Raw genomic sequence first — 24,600 nt, 5'->3', positions numbered from 1 at the left:
CTGCAGGTGGCCAAGGCAGGCTGATGGCCAGGTTGTTGACGTGCGTCAGCACGCGCTATGGCCGATGCGCTAGGCTTCGAAGGTGGATTGGAAACTGTTTTTCCTGGCGGGAGATGGTCGTGACGGAAGCGTGTCCTGAAACAGGGAGGCTTGACGAGCTGCTGCAGCCGATTCTCGACACTTACCACAGTGATTCACGCCTGTTGTTGCAGATCCTGCGGGAGGTGCAGAATGCCTTGGGCTATCTGCCGGCCGTAGCACTGACTGCAATCGCCAGGGCAGTCAATTTGCCCCGAGCGCGCGTCGAAGGCGTCGCCGGCTTCTACTCTTTTCTTCATTTGACACCTGTTGGCCGCTACCGCGTGTTGTTCTCGGACAACATCACGGACCGCATGCTGGGCAGCGTCGAGCTGATGGATCGTTTGTGCAACAGGCTGTGGATCGAGCGTGGCAAGGTTTCCGAGGACGGGCTGGTGAGCGTCGAAACCACCTCCTGCACGGGTATGTGCGATCAGGGGCCTGCGCTGCTGGTCAACGGCCTGGCGTTGCCGCGCATCTCGGCCGCGCGTATTGACCACATCAGCGACTTGATCCGGGCGCAGATTCCGCTTGCCGACTGGCCAGGTGAGTACTTTCTGGTAGAGGACAACATTCGCCGCCGTGATGCCTTGTTGTCCGTGCAATGGCCGGCTGGGGAAGCGATCCGGGCGGCAATAGCGCGCGGCGCCGAGGCCATGCTCGTCGAAATGAGGCTCTCGAACCTGCGCGGGCGCGGTGGAGCCGGTTTCACCACTTATATCAAGTGGGAATCGGCGCGGTGTGCGGCGTGTAGCGGCGAGAAGCCGGCACGCTACGTTGTCTGTAACGCCGACGAGGGTGAGCCCGGTACTTTCAAGGATCGCGTTCTGCTCAACAGCTACGCCGATCTGGTGTTCGACGGCATGACCGTCGCCGGTGTCACGATTGGTGCAAGCAACGGCCTCCTCTACCTGCGCGGTGAGTATGCCAGTCTCCTGCCCGCCCTGCAGGCAAACCTCGTACGTCGGCGGCTCAACGGCCTGCTTGGAACTTCATTGTGCGGCCAAGCAGATCTGGCCTTCGACATCGATATCCACCTCGGTGCTGGCGCCTACGTTTGCGGCGAGGAGACGGCGCTGCTCGAGTCGCTCGAAGGCAAGCGCGGCGTGCCGCGGATTCGCCCACCTTTCCCGGTCAGCACGGGCTATCTGGGCCAGCCGACGGTGGTCAACAACGTCGAGACCCTTTGCAAGGCCGCACTGATCGCGGTCAACGGTGGCATATGGTTCGCCGGTCTCGGCACCAAACAGTCCACCGGGACCAAACTGCTGTCGATCTCGGGCGATGTGGAGAGGCCAGGGATATATGATTATCCCTTCGGTGTTTCAGTAGCGCAGGTGCTCAACGACTGTGGCGCTGGTCATGCCCAGGCGGTGCAGGTCAGCGGCCCTTCCGGAAGCTGTCTGGCAACGCACGAGTTCTCGCGACGTATTGCCTTTGAGGATGTCCCGACGGCGGGCGCGTTCATGGTTTTTGGTTCTCACCGCGACATGTTCGAGGTAGCGCGCAACTTCGCTCACTTCTTCGCGCATGAGAGTTGCGGCTTCTGTACCCCTTGCCGGGTCGGTACGGCGCTGGTCGCCAACTGCATGGACAAGATCGCCAATAGCCACGGCTCGCAATACGACATAAACGAGATCTTCAAGATCCATCGCCTGTTGCACGCCACCAGCCATTGCGGGCTCGGCCAGTCGGCGTGCAATGCCTTGTTCGACACCCTCCACAAGTTTCGCCCGGCCTACGAGCGACGACTGCGCTCGCTCGAATTCGAGCCGGCCTTTGACCTCGACCAGGCGCTCGCCGCTGCCCGGCAGATGACCGGCCGCGACGACCCGGCGGCGCATTTTGGTCTCGGCCCCGCTTGACTGGAGTTGAACCGTGAAGACGCATCAATGAGAGCACGATACATACTGGTCGACGGCCTGCCGATTTCCTTCGAGGAGGACCAGACGATCATGGAGGCCGCGATGGCGGCGGCGATCTTCATTCCACACCTCTGCCACCACCCCGAGTTCAAGCCTCAGGGCAGTTGCAAGCTATGCACGGTAAAGGCCAATGGCCGCTACGTTTCGGCGTGCACGATGCCAGCGAAAGACGGCATGGAGGTCGAGAACAACTCGCCGGATCTCAACGACAAGCGGCGGACGATGCTGCAGATGCTGTTCGTCGAAGGCAATCACTTCTGCCCTTCGTGCGAACAGAGCGGGAACTGTATGCTGCAGGCGCTGGCCTACGAACTCGAAATGCTGACACCGCATTTCAACCAGTTCTATCCGGACCGACCGCTTGACGCCTCGCACCCCGAGGTGCTGCTAGACTTCAACCGCTGCATTCTCTGCGAACTCTGCGTCCGTGCGAGCCGGGATGTAGACGGCAAGAACGTCTTTGCTCTCTCCGGCCGGGGAATCGGCAAGCACCTGATCGTCAATGCCGAGTCCGGCCGGCTGGCCGACACCGCCTTCTCGCTGGCCGACAAGGCGGCGCACGTCTGCCCGGTCGGTGTGATCCTCGAGAAGCGCCGGGGTTTTGCGATACCGATCGGCCGACGACGCTACGACCTTGAGCCGATCGGCATGCAGGTCGAAGGTCAGGCGAGGCGCCGCTCCGGTGAGCTCTAGTTCTGAAATGAGCGCCCTCGCGCCGAACCGAAAACTGCGTATCGCGACGACCTCGCTGGCCGGCTGCTTTGGCTGTCACATGTCGTTCCTCGATATCGATGAGCGCTTGTTGGACCTGATCGAGCGCGTTGAGTTCGACCGCTCGCCGCTCACTGACATCAAGCACTGCGGTCCCTGCGACATCGGCCTCATCGAAGGTGGCATCTGCAACGCCGAAAACATCCATGTGCTGCGCGAATTCCGCAGCAACTGCAAGGTACTGATTGCCATCGGCGCCTGCGCGATCAACGGCGGCCTGCCGGCGCAGCGCAACCATCTCGACCTCGGTCAGTGCCTGCAGGAAGTCTATCTGACCGGTCCCGGGATCGTCGGCGGGCAGGTGCCCAATGATCTCGAACTGCCGCTGCCGCTAGACAAGGTGCACCCGCTTCATGAAATTGTCCGCATCGACTATTTCATCCCCGGTTGCCCGCCTTCTGGCGATGCAATCTGGAAATTCCTGACCGACTTGCTCGACGGGCGGACCCCGCGCCTGGGGCATCCGCTGCTGCATTTCGACTGAGCACTTGTTACCGAGGGATGTCATGGACTCTATGCCGTTCGCACTGGAAACCGCTGCTGCCGACAGCAGTACGCTGCGCCGCGTTGCGATCGACCCGTTGTCGCGTGTCGAAGGTCACGGCAAGGTCACGCTGTTACTCGGCGAAGACGATCAGGTCCAGCAGGTGCGCCTGCATATTGTCGAATTCCGCGGCTTCGAGAAGTTTATCCAGGGCCGTCCTTACTGGGAAGTCCCGGTGATGGTGCAGCGCTTGTGCGGCATCTGCCCGGTTTCGCATCACCTGGCGGCAGCCAAGGCGCTAGACCATGTGGTTGGTGCCGACCGTCTGACAGCGAGCGCCGAGAAGCTGCGCCGACTGATGCACTATGGCCAGATCCTGCAGTCGCACGCGCTGCATTTCTTCCACCTCTCGTCACCCGATCTGCTCTTCGGCTTTGACAGCGAGCCAGGCCGGCGCAACATCGTCGGCGTCGCCGCGGCTTATCCGGACGTCGCCCGGCAGGGCGTGCTGCTGCGCAAGTTCGGACAGGAGGTCATCCGCCTGACTGCCGGCAAGCGTGTCCATGGCACCGGCGCGATTCCGGGCGGGGTCAATCGTGCGCTCACCCGAGACGAGCGCGATGAACTGCTGGCCGAAATTTACACCATCATTGGCTGGAGCCGCCAGGCCGTGCAGCTCGTCAAACGCCTGCACGCAGCCAATCCAGAGCTCTACGACAGCTTCGGCACCTGCCGCTCGAACATCCTGTCATTGATCGGCGTCGACGGGACGCTCGACTTCTACGATGGCCACCTGCGCGCCCGTGACGCCGACGGCAGCATCATCGTCGACGGTTTGGCCGTCGAGAATTACCACCAATTGATCCACGAGGAAGTCAAACCCTGGAGTTACATGAAATTCCCTTTTCTCGCCGCACTTGGCCCGCAGCAAGGCTGGTACAAGGTCGGACCGCTGGCGCGTGTGCAGAACTGCAATTCGATCCCGACGCCGCTCGCCGAAGCCGAACGCCGCGAGTTCATCGACCATGGTCAGGGCAAGTTGATCCACGCGCCGCTGGCCTATCACTGGGCGCGGATGATCGAGATGCTGCTCGCCGCCGAAATGATCAAGGATCTGCTGCACGACGATGATCTTTCCGGTACTGAACTCACCACCGGTGGGACTCGACACCACGAGGGCGTCGGCGTCATCGAGGCACCGCGCGGCACGCTGATCCACCACTATCGCGTCGACGACGACGATCTGGTGACGACGTGCAACCTGATCGTGTCGACCACGCACAACAATCAGCCGATGAACGAGGCGATCCGGCGCGTCGCGCTCCGTTACCTCAACGGCCGTCAGTTGAGCGAAGGCGTGCTCAACCACATTGAAGTCGCCATCCGTGCCTTCGACCCCTGTCTTTCATGTGCTACCCATGCGCTCGGCAAGATGCCGCTGCAGGTCGAATTGCAGGATGCCGCCGGGCAAGTGCTCCAGCGCTTGCGCACAGTCCCTTGAAATGCAGGACGCGTTGCCGGTGAGCGTCGTGCCAGTCGTCGTTTTCGCTTGCGGTAACCCTAGCCGTGGCGACGATGCGCTCGGGCCGTTGCTGCTCGATCAGCTGCAGATCTGGCTGGATGAAGAAGGACTGGCCGACGGCTTCGAGTTGATCAGCGACTTCCAGTGGCAGGTTGAACATGCGCTCGACCTCGTCGGACGGCGGTTGGCGCTGTTTGTCGACGCCGGGCAGCAGACGCCCGCACCGTTTGCGTTTCGTCAGGTACAGGCGCGCGATAGCACTATCACAGGCACGCATGCGCTGTCACCCGAAGCGGTACTCTCGGTGCTGGCACGGATCAGCCAGCAACCAGTGCCGCCGGCTTTCGTGTTGTGTGTTGCCGGTGCGAGCTTCGAGCTGGGCGACGGGTTGAGCGCTGCTGCGGCGCGCAACGCCGATTGTGCGTTCGAACTGCTGAAAAACCTCTGCCGAGTGTCCCGCTTCGACGCTTGGCAGGTGAAGGTGAGCGACCAGGAGGCCAAAGGCGCTCCTAGTCCTCAGGCTTGATGCTGTCGTCGAGTGGCGGCTCCGGCTCAAGTTCGGCAGGGGCATTTTCCCGGTAGAACAATTCCTCAGCCGGGCCCTTGCCGCTGCTCGAAGCAGGCACTGTGACGAGACCCTCGGGAGCCGGGAGAAATGATTCGGGGATGTCCTTGAGCGCCTTGGCCATATAGGCAATCCAGGTAGGCAGTGCGGCGGTGCCGCCGGTTTCACCCTTGCCAAGATTCCTCGGTTGATCAAAGCCAATCCACGAGCAGCCAACAACCGTTTGTTGATAGCCGCAGAACCAGGCGTCAACATGCTCATTGGTGGTTCCCGTCTTGCCTGCCAGATCGCGGCGCTTTAGCGTTGCCGACGCTCGAGCAGCAGTTCCATAAATGGTTACATCCCGTAGCATGCTATCCATCAGGTAAGCGTTGCGCGGGTCAATCGCTCGCAGGCTGTCATCGCCGGCTGTGACAGGTTCCGCTCGTGCAAGGACCTGCTTCTTGTCGTCCTGTATCTCACGTACGATGTAGGGCCTGATGCGGTAGCCACCGTTGGCAAAAACGGCGTAGGCGGCAACCATTTCCCACGGCGTGACCGATCCGGCGCCGAGTGCCATGGTCAGGTAGGGCGGGTGTCTGTGGGCGTCAAAGCCAAAGCGGGTGATATAGTCCTGCACAAAGCGCACGCCGCTCGCTTGCAGAAGTCGGATCGAGACCATGTTCTTAGACTTGGCCAGTGCGGTACGCATGCGCATCGGACCCTCGTACTTGCCGTCGTAGTTCTTCGGTTCCCAAGCTTGGCTGCCGGTCACGGTCGCGGGGAAGCTGATCGGTTCGTCGTTGACGATCGACGCAGGAGTGAAGCCCCTTTCCAGCGCTCCCGAATAGATGAATGGTTTGAAACTCGAGCCTGGTTGCCGCCACGCCTGTGTTACATGGTTGAATTTGTTTCGATTGAAGTCAAAGCCGCCAACCAGAGCACGGACCGCCCCGTCGCGCGGATCGGCGGCCAGGAAAGCGGCTTCTACCTCTGGCATTTGTACGATACGCCAGTTGTTTTTCTCATCTGCCTGCACACGGATGATGGCGCCGCGGCGGAGTCGCTTGTTTGGCGGGGCCTTATCTTCAATCATGCGGGCTGCAAACTTGAGGCCGTCGCCACTGATGGTGATGACGTCGCCGCCGCGGCGGTAGGCGCTGATTTTTCTTGCGTCAGCTTGCAGCACGATGGCCGGTTGGAGGTCCTCAGCGTCCTGGAAATCAAGGAGCAGTTCCTCAAGGGCCTCGTCCTGCTCGGACTTCGTCTCGCCAAGGTCTACGTAGGCCTCTGCTCCCCGGTAACCGTGCCGGCGGTCGTAATCCAGGACGCCGCGGCGCAAGCTGGCGTGGGCGGCGTCCTGATCATCCTTGATGATGGTCGTATAAACACGGAGTCCCCGCGTATAGACGTCATCAGGAAAACGTTCGGCGGCAATCTGACGTGCCATTTCGGTGGCAAATTCGGCGTGTATGGGCGTGCCGTTGACGTCGCGTCTGATGATCAATGCCTGTTCGAGGGCGGCTTCGTGCTGCTGATCGCTGATGAATCCGAGTTCCCTCATTCTATGGAGGACATACTGCTGGCGGATACGAGCGCGCTTCGGATTGACCACCGGGTTGTAAGCCGAAGGTGCTTTGGGAAGACCAGCAAGCATTGCTGCTTCCGCGAGGGTGAGCTCGGTTAGTGGCTTGCCAAAATAGATCTGGGATGCCGCGGCGAACCCGTAAGCGCGCTGCCCGAGAAAGATCTGGTTGATGTAGAGCTCGAAGATCTGGTCCTTGCTAAGATTGTGTTCAATCTTGAACGAAAGGAGCGCTTCGTAGAACTTGCGGGTATAGGTCTTCTCGGATGAAAGGAAGAAATTCTTGGCCACCTGCTGGGTAATCGTCGAGGCGCCCTGGCGCTTGCCACCACTTAGCAGGTTGGCATGCAGCGCACGCAGAACACCCATGGTATCCACCCCGCCGTGCTGATAGAAGCGCTCATCCTCTGCTGCAAGTATGGCCTGTTTCATGATCGCCGGAACTTCGTGAATGCTGACGACGGCACGACGCTCCTCACCGAACTCGCCCAGCAGATAGCCATCCGCCGTGTAAATACGCAGTGGAATTTTCGGTCGATAGTCAGTCAGGATTTCCAGCGACGGCAGGTTCGGATAGGCCAGACTAAGGACCACAACCACCATCGCAACAGCGATTGCAGAAATTCCCAAAACTGCAACGATCGGATAGATCAACCAGCGGAGGGCGGTAGGCAACAGGGCGTCCGACAGAAAAGGCGAATGTCCGTCATTATATTAGAGCAGGGCCGTGAAAAGGGTCGAACTGCCAGCTTCGTGACTTCAGGCGCTTGCGCTGCCCTGAACATCGAAGGCACCATCTTCCCCGAGAGGCTCCAGAAATCGCTTTACATGCCGTAAGCTAGTTGTTAGCATCTAAAGTAGAATATCTATAAGTAGTCTAACTGCAACTTATTGAAGGGTTTTTTGGGCGAGGGGTGGTGATTTGCAGTTTGATCTTTCGATCTTTAATCCCAAGGCGCGCTCGCTGATCGGGCTTGATATCAGTTCGTCAGCCGTCAAAATGGTCGAGCTGGCGAGCGATGGCAAGGGTGGTTACCGCGTCGAGCGCTACTCGATAGAGGTCTTGCCGAGGGATATCGTTTCGGATGGCAACATTGTCAATCTCGAGGCCGCTTCGGAATCCGTTAGACGGGCGTGGAAAAAGCTAGCGACCTCGACGAGGGATGTGGCAATTGCCCTGCCCGCCTCCCATGTAATCACCAAAAAGATCATCGTTGCGGCGGGGCAGCGTGAAGCCGACCTGGAAGTCCTAGTTGAGTCCGAAGCCAACCAGTACATTCCGTTTGCGCTCGATGAGGTCAACCTAGATTTTCAGGTCGTGGGACCGGCTCCTTCTTCTCCTGATGAGATCGAGGTTCTGATCGCTGCGTCGCGCAAGGAGAAGGTGGAAGAGCGCGTCGCCGTTGCCGAATCTGCCGGCCTCAAGCCCCGGGTGCTCGATGTCGAGTCCTACGCTGTATTGGCGGCTTTTCACCTGATCGAAGCGCAGCTGCCCGATGCTGGCAAGGGCCAGATCATCGCATTGGTGGATGTGGGTGCCAACGTGATGAACCTGACGGTTCTTCGCAATGGCCAGCAGCTCTACGTTCGTGAGCAGGCATTCGGAGGAAATCAGCTGACGCAGGATATCGCGCGCCTTTTCAGCATGAGCTTCGAGGAGGCGGAAACCGAAAAGCGCCGCAATAACCTACCGGAAAAGTACGAAATCGAACTCTTGCGCCCGTTTCTTGAGGCTATGGCCCTTGAGCTGTCGCGCGCTCTGCAATTTTTCTTTACCTCGACGCAGTTCAACCAGATCAATCATATTGTTCTGGCGGGCGGATGTGCAGTCTTGCCCAGCGTTGACCAGGTCGTTGCTTCTCGAACACAGATCAACACTATCATTGCCAACCCGTTTGCCGATATGGTGCTTTCCGACCGGGTTCGCAGCAACAGTTTGCTGACAGATGCTTCGTCATTGATGGTCGCCTGCGGTCTCGCGCTGCGGAGATTCGACGAATGATACATATCAATCTTCTTCCGCACCGTGAAGAAAAGCGCAGGGCACGGCGCCAGCAGTTCCACGCCTTGCTTGGGCTGGTCATGCTGCTTTCCGGGCTGATGGTCTTCCTTGTTTACTCCGTAATTGCCGGCTATATCTCCAATCAGGACGCCAAAAACGACTTTCTCAAGAAGGAAATTGCCGTCCTTGACAAGGAGATTGATCAGATCAAGCGGCTCAAGGAGCAAAGTGACGCCTTGATGGAACGTAAGCGGATCATCGAATCCTTGCAGCGTGATCGGGCGGAGGCAGTACGCTTGCTGAGTGACCTGGCCAAGCAGATGCCGGAGGGGGTCTACCTTCGCTCGCTGAAGCAGGAAGGGCAAAAGATCCATCTTGGTGGTTTCGCCCAGTCCGGCGCTCGGGTGTCGACGCTGATGCGCAACATTGAAGCATCGCCATGGCTTGAGAAGCCGCAGCTGCTGGAGATCAAGGCGGTGGTTGTTGACAAGCGGCGTCTCAATGAGTTCAGCATGATTGCGTCACTCAAGCGAACTGCCGCCGAGCAAGGAGGGCCGAAGAAGTGAAGACAAGCTCTCTTCCGACCATTGACTTCAGAGCCGTCCTCAGCGATTTCCAGGATCTGAACCCCAAGGATTTGGGTGCATGGCCTCTAGTACCTCGCGTGACCGTCCTCGTTGGTTTGTGCTTGGTGATCCTGGCAGCTGGCTGGTGGTTTCTATGGGCTGAACAACTGGAGTCCCTGCAGGTCAAGCAGGAGACGGAGCTGAAGCTCAGGGACGAGTACGTCACCAAGAAGGCTCAGGCGCTTAACCTTGATTTGTACGTCCAGCGCCTGAACGAGATCGAGCGCTCTTTCGGTACACTATTGAAGCAGTTGCCCAACAAATCCGAAGTCGAATCCTTGCTGGTCGAGATCAATCAAGCGGGAATGGGACGTGGCCTGCAGTTCGATCTATTCAAGCCCGGGGCGGAACAGGTGAAGGATTTCTACGCGGAACTGCCGATTACCGTCCGCCTGACTGGCACTTACCATGACTTTGGTTCCTTCGCCGGGGACATCGGCGCGTTGTCCAGAATTGTCACCTTGAACAATATCGCGATTACCACGAACCAGCAGAGCAAGGACGGCACACTGGTCATGGACGCGACCACCAAGACCTTCCGCTATCTCGACGAGGAAGAGTTGGCGGCGAAGCGAAAGGCCGCCCAAGCCGCTGCGAAGGGTGGAAAGCAATGAGGAGACTCCTTGTTTTGCTTGGTTGCGTTGTCCTGGCCGCCTGCGTTGGCGGCGACCAGGAGGAGTTGCGCGAGTGGATGAAGACGGCGGCCCAGGGTGTCACGGCCAAGATCCCGCCCCTGCCAGTGGTGGAACCCTACGAGCCAGTTCCCTACGACGCTGGCAATATCCTTGACCCTTTCAAGGCAGCCAAGATGGGGCCGCAGGAGAAGAAAGGCGGTGGTGGGTTCCGGCCTGACCTGGATCGACCAAAGGAGCCGCTGGAGCTGCATCCGCTGGAGACCCTGAAATATGTCGGCGTGATGACCAGGAAGAAGGTATCGTATGCCATCATCCAGGTTGATGGGACTTTGTACCAGGTCAAGATCGGAAACTACATGGGACAGAACTTCGGCGTGGTGGTGGATATCTCCGAGTCGGAAGTCACATTGCGAGAACTCATCCAGGATTCCGCGGGTGACTGGGTGGAAAGGACGAGCACCTTGCTGTTGCAGGAAAAGGGAGCGAACTAAATGAAGCAGATCAAACAATACCTGCTCGGCCTTGTGGGTGGTGTGCTGCTGGCGCTCGCCAGCGCGCAGGCCCAGGAAGTCAGGCCAAATTCCATCGAGTCCTTCAACGTTGTTCAGCAAGGCTCGGTCTTGAACGTCAAGCTGACGTTCAAGGAAGCCTTGCAGGCTCTCCCTCCAGCTTTCAGTGTAGCCAAACCCCCGCGCATAGCCTTTGACTTTCCGAATACGACCAACGGCCTCGGCAAGTCGAGCCAGACGTATAACGAAGGAGACCTGAAAAGTGCCAATATCGTCCAGGCAGAAGACCGCACCCGCGTCGTCCTGAACCTGAACAAGCCCATGACCTACGACGCGACCATCGACGGGAACAGCCTCCTCCTCGCTCTGGTACCAAGTGCTACCCCCGACAGCACACTCTTGGTCGAGCACTTCGCCAAAGCACGTGCCTCCGAGATGGCGAACAGCATTCGCGACGTGAATTTCCGGCGGGGCAAGGATGGCGAGGGACGGATCACCGTTGACCTGAGCGACCCCAACGCGGGAATCGACATCAAGCAACAAGGATCAAAGCTGGTGGTCGACTTCGTCAAGGTGAACGTTCCGGAAGCGCTGCGCAAGCGGCTTGATGTGACCGACTTCGCGACGCCGGTGCTGACCGTGGATACTGTCCAGCAGGGCGCGAACGCCCGCATGACAATTACCCCGCGCGGCCTTTGGGAGCACAACGCCTACCAGAGTGACTCCCAATTCGTGATTGAAGTCAAGAAGATCGTCGAGGACCCAAACAAGTTGGTACAGGGAACGCGTGGTGGTTTCCAGGGGGAAAAGCTGTCACTCAATTTCCAGAATATCGAGGTCCGCCGTCTGCTGCAGGTGATCGGCGAATTCACTGGCATGAACATGGTCGTCAGCGACTCCGTTGGCGGCCAGATCACGCTGATTCTGAAGGACGTGCCCTGGGATCAGGCGCTGGATATCATCATGCAGCAAAAGGGTCTCGACATGCGCAAGAATGGAAACGTCATTCTCATTGCGCCGCGGGAGGAGATTGCCACCAAGGAGAAGCTCGAGTTTGAGTCGAGAGCTCAGATCGGCGACCTCGAGCCATTGCAGACCGAGAGTTTCCAGATGAACTATATCAAGGCGGAAGACATTCAGAAGCTGCTTGTCGACCCCAAGCAAAGCCTGCTCTCGAAGCGCGGCAGTGCCCTCATTGATGCCCGCTCGAACATGATGTTCATCAAGGACACGCCGAGCCGCATCGATGATGTGCGGTCGATGATTGCCAAGGTCGACGTCGCAGCCCGGCAGGTGATGATCGAAGCACGCATTGTTGAAGCCGGCGACAGTTTTGCCAAAAACCTGGGCGTCCGTTTGGGCTGGAATCAGAGAACAGGCTATGGTTTTGGCGGCCAGGGTTTCAGCGGTCAGGCCATGGGCGGCGCCAGAGCAAATGTGCCTGGTTATTACACCGGGCAAGTCAAGGACATTCCAGATTTCAACACCGACGCGTTCAACGTGAATCTTCCGGCGCAGCCTCGAACGGGCAACGCCGGCTTGTTCTCGCTGGTTCTCTACAACAGCGCGATGACCCAGTTTCTGAATACCGAGATCTCGGCACTGGAAGCCGATGGCCGCGGTAAGGTCATTTCCAGTCCGCGGGTCATGACCGCGAATCAGGTGGAAGCGATCATCGAGCAAGGCGTTGAAATTCCCTATCAGCAGGCGACCAGCTCGGGGGCTACCAGCGTCTCCTTCCGCAAAGCGAACCTTTCGTTGAAGGTGAAGCCCCAGATTACCCCGGATGGCAGAATCTTCATGCAATTGGACGTTAACAAGGACACCCCGAGCCCTCTGCAGACCGGCGGTGCGGGGGTAGCCATCGATACCAGGCACGTCAAGACCGAGGTCCTGGTCGAGAACGGAGGCACCGTGGTGATTGGCGGCATCTACACGCAGACAACGCGCAACAACACGCAGCGGATCCCGTTTTTCGGTGATCTTCCCTATGTCGGTTTCCTGTTCAAGAACCGCGAAACCATTGACGACAAGACTGAACTGCTGGTTTTCGTGACGCCGAGAATCGTTGCCGAGAATCTCGCCGTGCGCTGACCGGCGCCTGGTAAAGGCAAAGGGCCGGCGTTGAGCCGGCTTTTTGTTGGGCAGATGATGCCTGTTGACCATGCGATAGAATAGGGTTGTGAGAATCGAAGACGACAAGCGGAACGTCTACCTGATCGGTTTGATGGGAGCGGGAAAGACTACGATCGGCAAAGCCCTGGCCAAGCGCCTTGGCTATCGGTTCGTCGATTCGGACCACGAGATCGAGGCTCGAACAGGCGTCAGTTTGCCGACGATCTTCGAAATCGAAGGGGAGGACGGCTTTCGCAGACGCGAAGCGCAGGTCATTGCGGAACTGGCCAGCCGCAATGCCCATGTGGTCGCTACCGGGGGCGGTGCCGTCCTGCGGCCTGAGAACCGGCAGAGCCTCGAAGCGAGCGGATTCGTGATCTACCTCGATGTGCCCCTGCCAACCCTGTACGAACGAACGCGGCATGACAAGAAGCGACCGCTGTTGCAGGTCAGTGACCCACGGCGGAAGCTCAGGGAGCTCCACGCGGAGCGAGACCCGCTCTACCGTGACATCGCGGATCTGATCGTCAGTGGCAGTCGAATCACTGTACAGTCCGTCCTGCATTTGCTGATCAAGGAACTCGGAGAGCCATGGAAACGCTGACCGTTGCACTAGGGGATCGCTCCTATCCCATTCATGTGGGGCAAGCCCTCATCGGTCGCAGCGAACTGCTGCTGCCGTTTCTGCGCCGACCAAAGGCTGCGATCGTCACCAACAGTACCGTTGCACCCTTGTATCTTCTGCGTCTGGCGGATGCATTGCAGCGTGCGGGGGTTGACGTGGCCGAGATCGTCCTGCCCGATGGCGAGCAGTTCAAGGACTGGCGAACGCTCAACTCGATCTTTGATGTGTTGCTCGAGCGCCACTGCGAACGCTCCACCACACTCATTGCACTCGGTGGCGGTGTGGTCGGCGATATAACGGGCTTTGCCGCGGCCTGCTTCCAGCGCGGGATGCCTTTCATCCAGGTGCCGACGACCTTGCTGGCACAAGTAGATTCGTCGGTGGGCGGAAAGACCGCCATCAATCACCCCTTGGGCAAGAACATGATCGGGGCCTTCCACCAGCCGAAGCTCGTGCTGGCTGACACCGATACCCTGGACACGCTGCCTGAGCGCGAGCTCCGGGCCGGGTTGGCTGAGGTCATCAAGTATGGTCTGATCAGGGACCTGCCTTTCCTCGAATGGCTGGAGGGCAACCTGGATCGCCTGCTGGCTCGCGAACCAACGGCGCTGGCCGAGGCGGTCTGCCGTTCTTGCCGGAACAAGAGCGAAGTCGTTGTCGCTGATGAACGAGAGACCGGCGAGCGCGCCCTGCTCAACCTTGGCCATACTTTCGGCCATGCCATCGAAACCGGGGTCGGTTATGGTGGATGGCTGCATGGCGAAGCGATCGCGGCGGGCACCATGATGGCGGCAGCACTTTCACGACAGCTTGGCTGGATCGACGCGGACGACCTTGCTCGGATAGACAGGCTTTTTCAGCGCGCGGGTCTGCCGGTGTACGGGCCGATGCTAGGCGTCGACCGCTATCTTGAGCTGATGCAGAACGACAAGAAGGTGGAGGGCGGCAAGCTTCGTCTGGTCCTCCTGCAACAAGTCGGGCGGGCTGCCGTGACCGACGCTGCTCCGTTGGCGGAAATCTGCCGCGCCATTGCCGACCGCTGTGCACACGCCTGAGCTTGCCGCTTATGCGGTATCCGCGATCAACTCGCGCGGTCGCCATTACCCGGATGCGCAGCCTTCGCATCGCAGCGACTTTCAGCGCGACCGGGACCGGATCGTACACTCGACGGCCTTTCGGCGTCTCGAATACAAGACCCAGGTCTTCGTCAATCACGAGGGCGACCTCTTCCGTACCCGCTTGACTCACAGCCTCGAAGTCGCCCAGATCGCACGCGGAATCGCGCGCGCGCTGCGGCTCAACGAGGATCTCGCGGAAGCGATATCGCTTGCTCACGACCTTGGCCACACGCCGTTTGGCCATGCCGGACAGGAGGCACTCAACAATTGCATGCATGCTCACGGGGGCTTTGAGCACAACCTGCAGAGTCTGCGGACGGTCGATCTGCTTGAGGAGCGCTATGCCGCCTTCGATGGGCTCAATCTTTGTTTCGAAACGCGCGAGGGCATCGTCAAGCACTGTTCCCTGGAAAACGCCCGCCGCCTTGGCGAACTGGGGGAACGCTTTCTCAATCGTACCCAGCCATCACTCGAAGCACAGATCTGCAATCTGGCCGACGAAATCGCCTACAACAATCACGACGTGGACGACGGACTTCGTGCCGGTCTGATCACGCTGGAGCAACTCGCCGAAGTTGGCCTGTTCGCACAGCACGTCGCAGCTGTGCGCGGGCTTTATCCCGGACTGGGCGGGCGTCGTCTGATCCACGAAACGATCAGGCGAATGATCAATGCCCTGGTCTGCGACCTGATCGAAACAACCGCTACCAACATTGCTCGCCACCAGCCACGAGATGTTACCGCGTGCGCCTGGCACCTCCGCTGGTCGCGTTTTCCGATGATCTGCGGCAAGCGCAGCGCCATATGAAGCGCTTCTTGCGCACTCACCTCTATCAGCACTACCAGGTCCTGAGGATGGCCAGCAAAGCGCAGCGGATAATCGCCGACTTGTTCGTCGCCTTCACCGCCAACCCGCGCTTGCTACCGCCGCAATACCAGCTGCCAGCCGAGGGCGACCAGGCGCGCAGAGTGGCTGACTATATCGCCGGGATGACCGATCGCTATGCCATCAAGGAGCATCGACGCCTGTTTGCCATTGGCGAAAGCTGAGCCATTAGGCGTGCGTGCTTTGGCGACTTGAAAGCATTGCCCCATCACCTCCTGCCCGCGCTGGATAACGCAGACGCTATGAGGCTAACTCCGGAGAAGCAAAGCGGGAGCGCGACCGCCGATGACTTTGGCCTAACCGCGGGGACGGCGTGGCTCAGCTGCCGGCGACAATGGGGGTGAGGGAAAAACGCCCGCCGCTCAGCGGGTGGCTTAAGGCGACGGCCAATCCTTGATGTATGCCTTGAGCAGCTTGTTCTCCAGATTCCGTTCCTCCAGCACCGCTTTGGCGACGTCGTGAAAGGAGACGATCCCCACGATGGTGTCTCCTTCCATCACGGGCACATAGCGCGTATGCGTGTCTACCATCATTCGACGCAACTCGTCGACGTCCATATCGGGATCAGTAGTCGGGGGGTTGGGGTCCATCGCTTCGATGACCAGGATCTCGGCAATGGGTGGCGTTGGCCCGACCCGACGCTCGGTCTGGCGTTTGGCCAATATGGACAGTACCTCGCGAAAGGTCAGCATCCCGGCCAGCTTGCCCCCTTCCATCACGATCACCGAGCCAATGTCGTTTTCCGACATCATGATGACGGCTTCCGAGAGCGGCTGGTCGGGATGTACTGCGAACAGCGCGGAATCTTTGACCTGCAGAACTTCTTTGACCTCCATGTCACCCCCTAGAGATAGGATAGCGAGCTGATGCGCTCATTGACTGATCGGAACGATTCTACCAGATGTCCATCAACATCCGAAAATCGGCAAGGCGTCTTTTGATCCGGGGACTCGCCGTTGATCTGCAGTCGCGGCCAGGTAGCAGGGCGCTTATCTGCCTCCGTCAGACGGTTGGACACCCTCGCGCCAGCAGGAAGCGGGCGCAAGGGTCCACAAGGCAAACCGCGGATCAGCTCTTCAGAGCAACCAGCACTTCGTCAAGCATCTTCTTCGCATCGCCGAACAGCATGCGGTTGTTATCCTTGTAAAAGAGCGGGTTGTCCACCCCGGCATAGCCGGACGCCATGCTGCGCTTCATGACGATCGACGTTTTTGCCTTCCAGACCTCGAGTACCGGCATGCCGGCGATCGGGCTGCTCGGGTCATCCTGTGCGGCTGGATTGACGATGTCGTTGGCGCCGATGATCATCGCGACGTCGGTCTGTGGAAAATCATCGTTGAGTTCGTCCATTTCCTGCACGATGTCGTACGGCACCTTGGCTTCGGCGAGCAGCACGTTCATGTGGCCCGGCATGCGGCCAGCCACCGGATGGATTCCGAAGCGGACGTTGACGCCCTTTTCGCGCAGCAGGCGGGTGATCTCGTAGACCGTGTGCTGCGCCTGGGCTACCGCCATGCCATAGCCCGGGACGATGATCACGTTCTTGGCGTCGCGTAGCAACTCGGCAGTGTCCGACGCAATGATCGGCACGACCTCGCCGGCGGGCTGGGCACCGCCGGCTGCCGCCGGTGTTCCGCCGGTGGTGCCGAAGCCGCCGGCGATGACGCTGATGAAGTGCCGGTTCATGGCCGCACACATGATGTACGAGAGGATTGCGCCGCTCGATCCGACCAGTGCCCCGGTGACGATCAGCAGGTCATTGGAGAGCATGAAGCCGGTCGCCGCTGCTGCCCAGCCGGAGTAGCTGTTGAGCATCGAAACCACCACCGGCATGTCGGCGCCACCAATCGCCATCACCATGTGGATGCCGAAGAGCAGCGCAATAACCGTCATCACCACCAGCGGCGTCATGCCGTCGCTGATCGAATGGGCGTTGAGGAACTCGCGCCCGAAATAGATGACGATCAGCAGGCCGGCGAGATTGATCCAGTGGCGGGCCGGCAGGAGCAGCGGATTGCCGGAAATCTTGCCGGAGAGCTTGCCGAAGGCAATGACCGAGCCGGAGAAGGTCACCGCTCCGATCAGGATGCCGAGGTAGATCTCGACTTCGTGGATGGTCTTTTCGACCCCGCTCATCTGCGCCGAAGCGGCCGGGTCGATGTAGTTGGCAAAACCGACGAGCATCGCCGCGAGGCCAACCATGCTGTGCATCAGGGCGACCAGTTCGGGCATTTGCGTCATCTGGACGGTGCGTGCCGCGTAAACACCGATGCTCGCGCCGACCACCATGGCAGCAATGATCCACGCGTAACCGGTGCTGCTTACGTGCGGGCCGAAGACCGTCGCCAGAACGGCGATGGTCATGCCGACGATACCGTACAGATTGCCGCGCCGGGAGGTTTCCGGATTGCTCAGGCCGCCGAGGCAGAGAATGAAAAGGATGGTTGCTCCGAGATAGGAGACCGTTGCCAGGCTTTCAGACATGATCATCGCCTCCCTATTTGCGGAACATTGCCAGCATGCGCTGGGTCACGGCGAAGCCGCCGAACATGTTGATCGTCGCCAGGATGATGGCGCCTACCGCTAGCCAGCGTATCCAGTCGTCGGGGCGACTGAGCCCCGCCTCAAGCGGTGGCGCAATCTGTACCAGTGCCCCAATAGCAATGATGCTGCTGATCGCATTGGTGACACTCATGAGCGGCGTATGCAGCGCCGGGGTGACATTCCACACCACCATGTAGCCGACGAAGCAGGCCAGCACGAAGACCGTGAAGTGGCCGAGGAAAGCCGGTGGTGCGCCCGCCCCGATGAACCAGAAGATCAGCGCGCCGGCGGCGAACAGCAGACCGACGGCGGTCGCTGAGGCGGGTGCGCTGCCCTTGCCGTGGCCGCCTGACTTCTTGGCGGCAACCACCGGTTTGGCGGCCGCTGCGGGTGCCGCGGCTGGTGCGGCCGACGGCTTTGGCGCCGGGGGTGGCCAAGTGACATTGCCTTCCTTGATTACAGTCAGGCCGCGGATGGCTTCGTCTTCCATGTTGACGTCGATGATGCCGTCCTTGGTCTTGCACAGTTCCTCCGCGAGGCGGAACAGGTTGGTGCTGTAAAGCGTCGACGACTGCCGCGCCAAGCGGCTGACCAGGTCGGTGTAACCGATGATGGTGACATCGTGCTTCACCACCGCCTGGCCAGGCTCGGTCAGCTCGCAGTTGCCGCCCTGTTCGGCGGCCATGTCGACGATTACGCTGCCCGCTTTCATTGAGCGCACCATCTCGGCGGTGATCAGCCTGGGCGCCGGCTTGCCAGGAATCAGCGCGGTGGTGATGATGATGTCCACCTCCCGGGCTTGCTTGGCGTACATGTCGCGCTGGGCTTTCTGGAAGCCCTCGCTCATCACCTTCGCGTAACCGCCGCCGCCGGAACCTTCTTCCTCGTAATCAACCTTGACGAATTCACCGCCCAGCGACGCGACCTGATCGGCCACTTCGGCACGCGTGTCGTTGGCGCGAACGATGGCGCCGAGGTTGGCGGCAGTGCCAATCGCCGCCAGGCCGGCGACGCCAGCACCGGCAATGAAGACCTTGGCCGGCGGAACCTTGCCAGCCGCCGTGATCTGGCCGTTGAAGAAGCGACCGAAGGCGTTGGCAGCCTCGATGACAGCGCGGTAGCCAGCGACGCCAGCCTGGGAGGTCAACGCGTCCATCTTCTGGGCGCGCGAGAGCGTGCGCGGCAGCGAGTCGATGGCCAGCACGGTCGCCTTGCGCGCAGCGAGTTGCTGCAGAAGCTCGGGGTTCTGGGCTGGCCAGATGAAGCTGACCAGCGTGCTCCCCTCGCGCATCAGGCCGACTTCTGCTGCTGACGGCCCGCGTACCTTGAAGATGATGTCCGACGACGACCATAGCCTGGCTGCATCGGCGACAATCTCGGCGCCGGCAGCACGATAGGCGTCGTCCGATATATTGGCTGCATCGCCAGCGCCCGATTCAACGGCGACGCCGAAGCCCAGCTTGATCAGCTTCTCAACGACTTCAGGTACGGTCGCAACCCGCTTTTCCCCGGCTGCAGTCTCTCTTGGAACTCCGATTGTTAAAGACATATGGCTCTCCATCACTGTTTCTTGTCTCTGCATCATTCAAAGCGCTCCGCCCACTGCGGAAGCCCGCTAGTGCTCAAGCTGCGAAATCGCAATTCGCCGCTTGGCTGTCATTGCTTCACTACTGGAAACATCTCGATCTCGGGTGGCCGGAGCCGGGCAAACGGGGCCGCTTCCGACGACCTTTTCCCCCTTCAGGTGTCTGTGTATCAGCTTATCACAAGCCCCGCGCGGACTTTAACGCAAAACTCGCGCCAGCGACTCGCAAGTATGGCGCCGTACGCTGTCAAATGGCTTGTCGTCCATTGCAGCATGCTGGCGTTCTGGCTCAGTGCCAACTGGCTGATGCCCTTGAGAATCGAGGTCTGTTTCCTGCGCGTCGTAGATCATGCGGTTGGCGTTGCCGTCCGTATTCAACTTTTGTCGCCGCCCCTGGTGAGCGACCTCTACATCACCTGGGAAAGATAAGAACCCAATCGCAAGTCGGCGGTGAGTATATGCTCGGTTAACCAGCGCTCGAGAAACTCAATATGTTCGTCCACCACGGGCTTGTCCGCCTGAAGGATTTCCTGCTGCAGTTCCTTGGCGCTCTTGATTAATTCCCGGTGCTCCGCCTTGTGTTCTTCAATTCCCTCATAGCGATGTTTCAGCATCAGCCGCTCCTCGTGGCTGAAGTGCCAGACCGTACAATTGATCAGCTCCGCCAATGTCGCCGCAAGATAATCCGAAGATTCCTCCGCCATCACGGAATGATTGAGAATATTGAAAATATTCACCAACTTACGGTGATCTTCATCTATTTCGTCAACCCCAACGCTGAGTATCTCGTCCCAAACTATATCTTTCACAATTCCTCTCCTACCTGAAATAAAGGACCCCGGGAGTGGGGTTGAACAACATGAACCACGCCGGCCTCAGGAGACACGCTCGAGGCGGTGAAAATCCTGCTGCTGGAACTGTACCGCAAAAAAGTCATTCCCATCACCCGCCGACGTTCTGAATCGCCCATCGAGGAGCCTGGAGCAACGGTAGCTGTGTCGAACACCGAACCCGGCAAGAGGCTTCTCGCCCGCCCCGGCAGAAATGGAACCATTTGATCCCAATGCCATCTGAACTTTTATCGGGTTAAGGACTAGCGACCCGCCATCTGGAGGTAATGCATGGATGCCAACCTACACAGCATGAGCAATCTTTTTGCCCAACTCGGACTGGCTGACACGCCGGCCGCCATTGAAGAATTCATCCGTTGTCACCGCCCCCTCGGCAATGATGTCGCCCTCTACCGCGCCTCATTCTGGACGCATGCGCAGAGAACCTTCCTCAAGGAGGAGATCATCGAGGATGCTGATTGGGCCGGCGTCATCGATGAACTGAACGGCAGGCTGCATTAAGCCTTGTCCGTCGTGCCTGGCCAAAGGGCGAGCAAGCGCGAGTCGCGATGAGTGCCAAACGAAACGAGCGAGATTCGCTGGGGACCGTCGAGGTTCCAGATGAGCATTTGTGGGGTGCCCAGACACAGCGTTCCCTGGAGCACTTCAACATTTCCAGCGAGCGCATGCCCGTAGCGATCGTGCATGCCCTGGCCAGGATAAAACTCGCCTGCGCAAGCGTAAACAGCGAACTTGGGCTGCTTGCCGAAGACAAGACGAGGGCGATCGTGGCGGCTGCCGGGGAAGTCCTTGCGGACCGTCATCGCTTCGAGTTTCCTTTGTCGGTCTGGCAAACAGGCTCCGGCACCCAGACCAACATGAACATGAATGAGGTGCTTGCCAACCGTGCTTCCGAGTTGCTGGGGGGCGAGCGCGGCGAGAATCGCCTGGTTCATGCCAATGACGAAGTGAACCTGGGGCAGTCGTCAAATGACGTATTCCCTACCGCGATGCACCTCGCGGCGGTGCTCGGCGTGACCAACGACCTGCTCCCCGCGCTGCGGCATCTCCGCACAACACTCGCCGCCAAGTCCGAAGCGTTCGCGGATATCGTCAAGATTGGTCGAACGCATCTGCAGGACGCGACGCCGCTGACCCTGGGACAGGAGTTCTCCGGCTACGTCGCCCAACTTGACCACGCCGCGTCGTTCATCGTTGCCGCGATGGCTTCCTTATATCCACTGGCCATCGGCGGTACAGCAGTTGGTACCGGCCTGAACACCCATCCGGAGTTTGGTGAACGCGTCGCCGCCGAACTGGCCCGTGACTGCGGTCTGCCGTTTGTCAGCGCGACCAACAAGTTTGCGGCGCTTGCCGCGCACGACGGGATCGTCGCTGCGCATGGCGCGCTCAAGACACTGGCGGTGGCTCTCATGAAGATCGCCAACGATATTCGCTGGCTTGCCTCGGGGCCGCGCTCGGGGCTTGGCGAGATCCGGATTCCTGAAAACGAGCCTGGCAGTTCGATAATGCCGGGAAAGGTCAATCCGACTCAGTGTGAAGCGCTGACCATGATCTGTTGCCAGGTCATGGGTAATGATGTCGCCATCGGGATCGGCGGCGCCTCGGGCAATTTCGAGCTCAACGTCTGCAAGCCGCTGATGGCCAACAGCATCCTGCAGAGCATTCGCCTGATCAGCTATGGCATGAGCAATTTTGAGGCGTATTGCGCCCGTGGTATCGAGCCTGATCGAGCGCGCATCCATGAGCTGCTGGAACGATCGTTGATGCTGGTGACCGCCCTGACGCCACACATCGGCTATGATCGCGCCGCCGAAATTGCAAAGAAAGCGCACCGTGAGGGCAGCGCACTGCGCACGGCGGCCTTGGCGCTGCAGTATGTCACCGAGTCGGAGTTCGACTGCTGGGTTAGACCTGCCGAAATGACTCGCACCGGGGATGGCAGCAAGTAAAGGGAGAAACCCCTTCCCCCTTGCCAGGCCAGTAAGACATGCGCACGCTGCTTGTCCAGCCTTTCAATTGCTGGCCTGCACGATACCCGGCGGACTCCACGTACCGGTACCTGCCGGAAGAATGGAAGGCGCTTCCGTCTTCGGCCAGTAGAGGCGCATGACCAGGTAAATGGGGTCGTTCGGTGCAGGCAGCCAGTTCGCTTCCTTCGCCTTGCCCGGTGAATCCTTCTGGATGTACAGGGTGAGCGACCCGTCCGCATTCTTCTTCATGGCGGGCAGCATCGGCGAGTTGATCAGGTACCGGTTGATCGGGTTCTCGATCAGCAGCTGCGTCTTGCCGTCGTACATCGTCACCGACCAGAAGGAATTGACCGGCGGAAGCTGCCCGGCGGGGAAAGTGAGCGTGTAGTTGTGCTTGCTGCCATCGAGCGTCTCGCCCTTGACGTCGACGCGAGTCATCGGATACATGGCCTCGACGGCATCGTTGCCATAGATGCCGCCCTTGGCCGCCGCGGCACGCTTCAGCCAGTCGCCTTTGTAGAAGGCAGCATCGCCGAAGATCGATGCGATCTTCCAGCCGTTGACATCTGCCGTTCTGGTGTTCAGATAGGCGCTTACCTTGTCGTCACCCTCCTTCATCGCCAGCAGGACGGCGGCCTTGTGTTCCAGCGAAAGGTCCTTGAACTCGAAGGTCTTGCCGGGCCCGATGCCGATGCTGGCAAGCCTGGCGCGGATTTCCTTGTTCTCGGGCGTTACCGGCACGAACTGGAGCGCGGCGTCGAGATACTCGTAGAAGTTTGCCTTGATCCCGGCCGTCGTGGCCGGCAGGAAATCGATCTTCGGCGCGGCGGGCGGCGCCGGCTGGTTGAGAAACGCGGACAGCGGCTGCCCCTTGTATCCCGCCTGCACCTTCTCGACGTTCACCATATCCGCGGCATTGAAAAGCTGGGTGCGAAAAATGGTCAGGGCGAAGGGTGTCGTCGAGCGGAAGACCTGCCTGATTCCCGCCGGCTTATCACCTTGCCAGTCGGGGCCGACAACCAGATAGTCGCCGGCTTCATTACCCGTCGCACGGCTGCCGATGTAGCCGTAGTTGTAGGTATTGCTGTCGATGAACTGCACCGAGTAGTAGCGCTCCCTGGGCACCGCCGGCACCGAGATCACCATCGGCTCTGCCCGCAGATCCAGCCAGAGCATGGAATACGGGGTGTCGCTGTTGGGCGTCACTACGGCGGTGTCCTTGTAGGTAAAAACGCGGGCTTCGTTCATGATCGTGTTGAACGGCGCCTTGTACTGCCCGGAGTTCTTGTCCACGGAGAACTCCTGCATCACCGCGTAGTTCATCACGATCGGCAGGCCGTAGATGAACGCTTCCTCGGCGATGGCCTTGGTTTCGGCGATACCCGGAGCGGCAATGCCCGCTTTCTTGTCGGCCTGACTGGCGACCGATATCGGGTCGGCCTTCTTTTCGCAACCGGTCAAGATGGCTACAGCAATCATGCCGCAGAGGGCGCCGATGCGAATTGCAGATCCTCGATTATTCATTTGTTTGCCGTGGTTGAATTGTGTAGGAGAAGCGCTTAGTATCGCTCGAATTCACGTCGTAGTTCAAGCCATGCCTCAGGCCTTTTGATATCACCAGCAGGTCCCCGGAACCACGATGAATTGGCGAGGTCCTGGCGCATATCGCGGGTTTCGCATTTGGCCTGGGCAAGGCAGCGCCCCGTCGATTGCCGTGACCATGGCCAACGGCGTCAAGCACCGGCTATTCTCGAACGAAGTCGGGTGGTACAGTGCGCCGAATACAGGGAAAACGGCCTCGCCTGACCCGCAATCAAGCATCGTCGCAGGGTTTCATGCAGGCCTTCATTGTCGTCGTCGACACCGTCTTCATGATCGCCGCCACGGCGTTGATGATCCTTCCGTCCGGCGCGATGGTGCCCGGCTCCGGGCGGACGCAGGTGCCGGCAAGTCTGCGGCTTCCCCACGCGGCCGTTGGCGAGAACCGGTAGCTTGGCTTCCCGCACCTCCTCTGCGCCAGCGTCCAGCTCGGCCGGGTGTTTGCGCAGGGCATCAAGCCACTCCTTACCTTCAGGTCGTGCCATTTCCGGCGGGACGGATCGCCGCCAGGTACTTCGTGAGCTGATTCGGTGCCGGGTGGCGCAAGGGCGGTTCGGCAGCCAGTCCTGGACGACTTGCGACAGCGAGTGGATGTTGAGCCAGCCACATAACGTCGTGTTCGT

The 24,600-nt window shown here is 59.8% G+C and carries 22 protein-coding genes and 1 pseudogene; 17 read left to right on the top strand and 6 right to left on the bottom strand.

The genetic code is table 11. The features are described from left to right. The first annotated feature begins 119 nt into the window (after positions 1-119). Genes V5B44_RS20920 through V5B44_RS20900 form a run of 5 tightly spaced genes read left to right on the top strand, consistent with a single transcriptional unit; the run spans position 120 to position 5,306 of the window. The gene (locus V5B44_RS20920) at positions 120-1,943 is read left to right on the top strand and encodes an NAD(P)H-dependent oxidoreductase subunit E (RefSeq protein WP_434735499.1); all 1,824 of its coding nucleotides are present in this window, start codon (positions 120-122) and stop codon (positions 1,941-1,943) included. Positions 1,944-1,970: 27 nt separating this feature from the next. After that, the gene (locus V5B44_RS20915) at positions 1,971-2,696 is read left to right on the top strand and encodes a 2Fe-2S iron-sulfur cluster-binding protein (protein ID WP_332360976.1); all 726 of its coding nucleotides are present in this window, start codon (positions 1,971-1,973) and stop codon (positions 2,694-2,696) included. A 7-nt stretch (positions 2,697-2,703) separates the two neighbouring features. Beyond that, the gene (locus V5B44_RS20910; protein ID WP_332361017.1) at positions 2,704-3,258 is read left to right on the top strand and encodes an NADP oxidoreductase; all 555 of its coding nucleotides are present in this window, start codon (positions 2,704-2,706) and stop codon (positions 3,256-3,258) included. Between the two features lie 31 nt (positions 3,259-3,289). Continuing rightward, positions 3,290-4,759, top strand: coding sequence for a Ni/Fe hydrogenase subunit alpha (locus V5B44_RS20905; RefSeq protein WP_332361016.1), 1,470 nt, complete (start codon positions 3,290-3,292; stop codon positions 4,757-4,759). A gap of 19 nt (positions 4,760-4,778) precedes the next feature. Next, the gene (locus tag V5B44_RS20900) at positions 4,779-5,306 is read left to right on the top strand and encodes a hydrogenase maturation protease (RefSeq protein WP_332360975.1); all 528 of its coding nucleotides are present in this window, start codon (positions 4,779-4,781) and stop codon (positions 5,304-5,306) included. On the opposite strand, the gene V5B44_RS20895 is transcribed toward V5B44_RS20900, so the two are convergent. Continuing rightward, complete coding sequence (locus tag V5B44_RS20895) at positions 5,290-7,584, bottom strand: penicillin-binding protein 1A (protein ID WP_332360974.1); 2,295 nt, start codon at positions 7,582-7,584, stop codon at positions 5,290-5,292. The two genes, V5B44_RS20900 and V5B44_RS20895, sit on opposite strands and share 17 nt — an antisense overlap. A 247-nt stretch (positions 7,585-7,831) precedes the next feature. Between V5B44_RS20895 and V5B44_RS20890 the strand changes: the two genes are divergently transcribed. The 8 genes and pseudogenes from V5B44_RS20890 to V5B44_RS20855 all read left to right on the top strand — a co-directional run bounded on the left by V5B44_RS20890 (position 7,832) and on the right by V5B44_RS20855 (position 15,589). Next, the gene (locus V5B44_RS20890; RefSeq protein WP_332360973.1) at positions 7,832-8,911 is read left to right on the top strand and encodes a pilus assembly protein PilM; all 1,080 of its coding nucleotides are present in this window, start codon (positions 7,832-7,834) and stop codon (positions 8,909-8,911) included. After that, positions 8,908-9,477 carry a PilN domain-containing protein gene (locus tag V5B44_RS20885; protein ID WP_332360972.1) on the top strand — a complete coding sequence of 190 codons (570 nt, stop codon included), beginning with the start codon at positions 8,908-8,910 and terminating at the stop codon, positions 9,475-9,477. Before V5B44_RS20890 ends, V5B44_RS20885 begins: the two co-directional genes overlap by 4 nt. Then, positions 9,474-10,151, top strand: coding sequence for a type 4a pilus biogenesis protein PilO (locus V5B44_RS20880; RefSeq protein ID WP_332360971.1), 678 nt, complete (start codon positions 9,474-9,476; stop codon positions 10,149-10,151). Before V5B44_RS20885 ends, V5B44_RS20880 begins: the two co-directional genes overlap by 4 nt. Then, a complete protein-coding gene (locus tag V5B44_RS20875; protein ID WP_332360970.1) occupies positions 10,148-10,663 on the top strand; it encodes a pilus assembly protein PilP in 516 nt (171 codons plus the stop codon). Before V5B44_RS20880 ends, V5B44_RS20875 begins: the two co-directional genes overlap by 4 nt. Then, positions 10,664-12,775: a type IV pilus secretin PilQ gene (pilQ, locus tag V5B44_RS20870; RefSeq protein ID WP_332360969.1), complete on the top strand. Its 2,112-nt coding sequence runs from the start codon at positions 10,664-10,666 to the stop codon at positions 12,773-12,775. A gap of 88 nt (positions 12,776-12,863) precedes the next feature. Continuing rightward, the gene (locus tag V5B44_RS20865; protein WP_332360968.1) at positions 12,864-13,400 is read left to right on the top strand and encodes a shikimate kinase; all 537 of its coding nucleotides are present in this window, start codon (positions 12,864-12,866) and stop codon (positions 13,398-13,400) included. Then, entirely contained in the window at positions 13,388-14,476 is a 1,089-nt protein-coding gene (gene aroB, locus V5B44_RS20860; RefSeq protein WP_332360967.1) for a 3-dehydroquinate synthase, read from the top strand. The genes V5B44_RS20865 and aroB overlap by 13 nt, the downstream gene beginning before the upstream one ends. Then, positions 14,421-15,589, top strand: a pseudogene (locus tag V5B44_RS20855) (deoxyguanosinetriphosphate triphosphohydrolase). The gene aroB and the pseudogene V5B44_RS20855 overlap by 56 nt, the downstream one beginning before the upstream one ends. Before the next feature lie 210 nt (positions 15,590-15,799). Here the strand turns inward: V5B44_RS20855 and V5B44_RS20850 are convergent. From V5B44_RS20850 to V5B44_RS20835, 4 genes are all read right to left on the bottom strand, one after another. Beyond that, positions 15,800-16,261: a CBS domain-containing protein gene (locus V5B44_RS20850; RefSeq protein ID WP_287631996.1), complete on the bottom strand. Its 462-nt coding sequence runs from the start codon at positions 16,259-16,261 to the stop codon at positions 15,800-15,802. 232 nt (positions 16,262-16,493) lie between these two features. Continuing rightward, the gene (pntB, locus tag V5B44_RS20845; RefSeq protein WP_332360966.1) at positions 16,494-17,909 is read right to left on the bottom strand and encodes a Re/Si-specific NAD(P)(+) transhydrogenase subunit beta; all 1,416 of its coding nucleotides are present in this window, start codon (positions 17,907-17,909) and stop codon (positions 16,494-16,496) included. Positions 17,910-17,922: 13 nt separating this feature from the next. Continuing rightward, on the bottom strand, positions 17,923-19,518 hold the full coding sequence (locus tag V5B44_RS20840; RefSeq protein WP_332360965.1) for a Re/Si-specific NAD(P)(+) transhydrogenase subunit alpha: 1,596 nt from the start codon (positions 19,516-19,518) through the stop codon (positions 17,923-17,925). Positions 19,519-19,961: 443 nt separating this feature from the next. Beyond that, entirely contained in the window at positions 19,962-20,363 is a 402-nt protein-coding gene (locus V5B44_RS20835; RefSeq protein WP_332360964.1) for a bacteriohemerythrin, read from the bottom strand. 87 nt (positions 20,364-20,450) lie between these two features. Between V5B44_RS20835 and V5B44_RS20830 the strand changes: the two genes are divergently transcribed. From V5B44_RS20830 to fumC, 3 genes are all read left to right on the top strand, one after another. Beyond that, a complete protein-coding gene (locus V5B44_RS20830) occupies positions 20,451-20,612 on the top strand; it encodes a hypothetical protein (protein ID WP_332360963.1) in 162 nt (53 codons plus the stop codon). 63 nt (positions 20,613-20,675) lie between these two features. Continuing rightward, positions 20,676-20,906 (top strand): DUF2789 domain-containing protein, encoded by a 231-nt coding sequence (locus V5B44_RS20825; RefSeq protein ID WP_332360962.1) that lies wholly within the window; start codon positions 20,676-20,678, stop codon positions 20,904-20,906. A 47-nt stretch (positions 20,907-20,953) separates the two neighbouring features. Then, a complete protein-coding gene (gene fumC, locus V5B44_RS20820; protein WP_332360961.1) occupies positions 20,954-22,357 on the top strand; it encodes a class II fumarate hydratase in 1,404 nt (467 codons plus the stop codon). Between the two features lie 63 nt (positions 22,358-22,420). Here fumC and V5B44_RS20815 read toward each other — a convergent pair whose 3' ends face one another. Further along, the gene (locus V5B44_RS20815) at positions 22,421-23,857 is read right to left on the bottom strand and encodes a DUF1254 domain-containing protein (protein WP_332360960.1); all 1,437 of its coding nucleotides are present in this window, start codon (positions 23,855-23,857) and stop codon (positions 22,421-22,423) included. 356 nt (positions 23,858-24,213) lie between these two features. On the opposite strand from V5B44_RS20815, the gene V5B44_RS20810 reads away from it, so the two are divergent. Beyond that, positions 24,214-24,369: a hypothetical protein gene (locus V5B44_RS20810; protein WP_332360959.1), complete on the top strand. Its 156-nt coding sequence runs from the start codon at positions 24,214-24,216 to the stop codon at positions 24,367-24,369. The last annotated feature ends 231 nt before the right edge of the window (positions 24,370-24,600 follow it).

This window comes from Candidatus Accumulibacter necessarius (assembly GCF_036625085.1).
This window is presented reverse-complemented; position numbering and strand designations above follow the sequence as displayed.

Bases quoted from the DNA above. Each gene is read 5' to 3' on its own strand.
- V5B44_RS20840 (WP_332360965.1), bottom strand. From the start codon at position 19,518: ATGTCTTTAACAATCGGAGTTCCAAGAGAGACTGCAGCCGGGGAAAAG.
- V5B44_RS20810 (WP_332360959.1), top strand. From the start codon at position 24,214: ATGCAGGCCTTCATTGTCGTCGTCGACACCGTCTTCATGATCGCCGCC.
- V5B44_RS20910 (WP_332361017.1), top strand. From the start codon at position 2,704: ATGAGCGCCCTCGCGCCGAACCGAAAACTGCGTATCGCGACGACCTCG.
- fumC (WP_332360961.1), top strand. From the start codon at position 20,954: ATGAGTGCCAAACGAAACGAGCGAGATTCGCTGGGGACCGTCGAGGTT.
- V5B44_RS20875 (WP_332360970.1), top strand. From the start codon at position 10,148: ATGAGGAGACTCCTTGTTTTGCTTGGTTGCGTTGTCCTGGCCGCCTGC.
- V5B44_RS20905 (WP_332361016.1), top strand. From the start codon at position 3,290: ATGCCGTTCGCACTGGAAACCGCTGCTGCCGACAGCAGTACGCTGCGC.
- V5B44_RS20915 (WP_332360976.1), top strand. From the start codon at position 1,971: ATGAGAGCACGATACATACTGGTCGACGGCCTGCCGATTTCCTTCGAG.
- aroB (WP_332360967.1), top strand. From the start codon at position 13,388: ATGGAAACGCTGACCGTTGCACTAGGGGATCGCTCCTATCCCATTCAT.
- V5B44_RS20815 (WP_332360960.1), bottom strand. From the start codon at position 23,857: ATGATTGCTGTAGCCATCTTGACCGGTTGCGAAAAGAAGGCCGACCCG.
- V5B44_RS20850 (WP_287631996.1), bottom strand. From the start codon at position 16,261: ATGGAGGTCAAAGAAGTTCTGCAGGTCAAAGATTCCGCGCTGTTCGCA.
- pntB (WP_332360966.1), bottom strand. From the start codon at position 17,909: ATGTCTGAAAGCCTGGCAACGGTCTCCTATCTCGGAGCAACCATCCTT.
- V5B44_RS20885 (WP_332360972.1), top strand. From the start codon at position 8,908: ATGATACATATCAATCTTCTTCCGCACCGTGAAGAAAAGCGCAGGGCA.
- V5B44_RS20825 (WP_332360962.1), top strand. From the start codon at position 20,676: ATGGATGCCAACCTACACAGCATGAGCAATCTTTTTGCCCAACTCGGA.
- pilQ (WP_332360969.1), top strand. From the start codon at position 10,664: ATGAAGCAGATCAAACAATACCTGCTCGGCCTTGTGGGTGGTGTGCTG.